Annotated in this window: 3 protein-coding genes; 1 reads left to right on the top strand and 2 read right to left on the bottom strand. The window is 35.8% G+C overall.

Translation table 11 applies throughout. The features are described 5' to 3' along the window. Window positions 1-55 precede the first annotated feature (55 nt). Both MNV_RS04885 and MNV_RS04880 read right to left on the bottom strand, forming a co-directional pair. Window positions 56-385 (bottom strand): winged helix-turn-helix domain-containing protein, encoded by a 330-nt coding sequence (locus MNV_RS04885; RefSeq protein WP_256999951.1) that lies wholly within the window; start codon window positions 383-385, stop codon window positions 56-58. A gap of 26 nt (window positions 386-411) precedes the next feature. Then, window positions 412-600: a hypothetical protein gene (locus tag MNV_RS04880; protein WP_096204250.1), complete on the bottom strand. Its 189-nt coding sequence runs from the start codon at window positions 598-600 to the stop codon at window positions 412-414. A 353-nt stretch (window positions 601-953) separates the two neighbouring features. Between MNV_RS04880 and MNV_RS19350 the strand changes: the two genes are divergently transcribed. Further along, window positions 954-1,085 carry a DUF5371 family protein gene (locus tag MNV_RS19350; protein ID WP_179293807.1) on the top strand — a complete coding sequence of 44 codons (132 nt, stop codon included), beginning with the start codon at window positions 954-956 and terminating at the stop codon, window positions 1,083-1,085. The last annotated feature ends 93 nt before the right edge of the window (window positions 1,086-1,178 follow it).

The raw sequence follows: 1,178 nt of genomic DNA, 5'->3' as shown, positions 1-1,178 counted from the left end.
GACTTGAACGTGTGTCTCATCCTGAGCTAGAACAACAACTTTCAGTCCTTTTCTCTCAAATTTTTGCTTTTTTTTGGAGTGCTGGCAAAACCTGTGAGTAGAATCTCTCCACTTCCTTTTCATTCTTCTTTATGTGAATCGGATAAGGCTTTACCAGTTTGAATCCAATTCTTTCCAAAAGCCAATAAATATGCCTTCGGTGATATTTTATTTCAAAAATATCAGCAATCATCTGCCAAACGAGCTTTGCAGTCCATGCGAAAACATCGTATCCGAACAGGCTCGGCGGATTTCTTAAAATCTCTTTTAAATATTCTATTTCTTCGGATGTTAGTTTACCTGTGCTATTGATAGTTTTTCTACGTAATAATCCTGGAAAACCAATAGCATTAAACCGATTGATCCAGTCCCTTATGTTTTTTCATTAACTCTTGTAATCTCTTGGATCTCCAGGTTATTGTATCCAGAGGATGCAAGGCGGATTATTTCAGCCCTTTTCCAAGTCCAATTATCAGGTGCATTTTTCTGGAATTCTATAAGGTCTTTTGGAGAGACCTCACGTTTTAGAGTTTTATTTCTTCGTCTGATGTTTGATAACATGATCAAAGCCATATTGTTCGTATGTATACTAATAACTTCGGGTATACGGGCTATGACCGACTATATAGTATAAATGTGAGCAAACTTATGCGCAACCCTCCGATCTTGCATAGCATCGAAACATTTATTATTAATAATGACAATTATATCTTTGGGGGGCAGGTTCAACTCGCTTCATTGGTATCACAAAATCAAAGCCTGCTCCTATAATACTTTAATGCCTCAGGTACAGGGGAAAATCCTTTTGTTGTTTGGGCTGAAGTGAATGCATTAAAAGCATGTTGTGAAATTCGTGTTAATCATTCTTAATAGCATGTCAATCAGATATTGATATAAAAAGAGGGACAAAACGTATGAAAATTGTACATGTTCAATCAGTGCTTCCGCAAGAAGATGTAATTGCCTTGAAGGAAAAAACTCATGAGTCATCTATTAAAGATGCTATCTCAAAGGCTGTGTATCACTATTTGAAATGCAATGCATAGTTAAAGTATATAGAAGATATGCCACCAGGAGTGTAACATTTTTTGCTGAAACTTCTATAAACTAAAACAAATATTATAGGAGTCGAGAGAAAT

This window comes from Candidatus Methanoperedens nitratireducens (genome assembly GCF_900196725.1).
GTDB lineage: Archaea > Halobacteriota > Methanosarcinia > Methanosarcinales > Methanoperedenaceae > Methanoperedens > Methanoperedens nitroreducens_A.
The sequence above is the reverse complement of the archived record's forward strand: the minus strand, read 5'-3'. Positions and strand labels throughout refer to the sequence as shown.

Excerpts from the sequence above, each read along its gene's own strand:
- MNV_RS04880 (WP_096204250.1), bottom strand. The coding sequence starts at position 600 with ATGTTATCAAACATCAGACGAAGAAATAAAACTCTAAAACGTGAGGTC.
- MNV_RS19350 (WP_179293807.1), top strand. The coding sequence starts at position 954 with ATGAAAATTGTACATGTTCAATCAGTGCTTCCGCAAGAAGATGTAATT.